The 350-nt window shown below is 66.3% G+C and carries 1 protein-coding gene; it reads right to left on the reverse strand.

Annotated features, from left to right (window positions below):
- On the reverse strand, positions 1-327 hold a 327-nt coding region (locus tag IG98_RS46320), incomplete at its 3' end, for a condensation domain-containing protein (RefSeq protein WP_281178624.1).
- Between the last annotated feature and the right edge of the window lie 23 nt (positions 328-350).

A 350-nucleotide genomic window follows, 5' to 3' on the forward strand; every position in this document is an offset into this window, starting at 1 on the left:
CGGCACCATCCCCCGCGACCGCGCCGCATACGCCGCCAAAACATCCCGCGCCAACGGCGCCATCGACCACCCGTCACCCGCGATGTGATGCAACACCAGAGCGAGTACATGCTCACCCGAGTTCAAGGTGAACAGCCTCACCCGCAGTGGCAGCTCCACCTCCAGGTCGAAACCACGTCCCGCGAAGGCCCGCAGTTCGTCGGCCAGTTCGCCCTCCTCGACACTCACCTGGTCGAACGACACCTCCGCGCTGTCCAGAACCCGCTGACACGCCACCCCGTCCACCTCGGGAAACACCGTCCGCAAACTCTCATGCCGACCCACCACATCCCGCAGAGCGACCCCCAGCA

This window comes from Streptosporangium amethystogenes, assembly GCF_000721075.1.
Classification (GTDB): domain Bacteria; phylum Actinomycetota; class Actinomycetes; order Streptosporangiales; family Streptosporangiaceae; genus Streptosporangium; species Streptosporangium amethystogenes.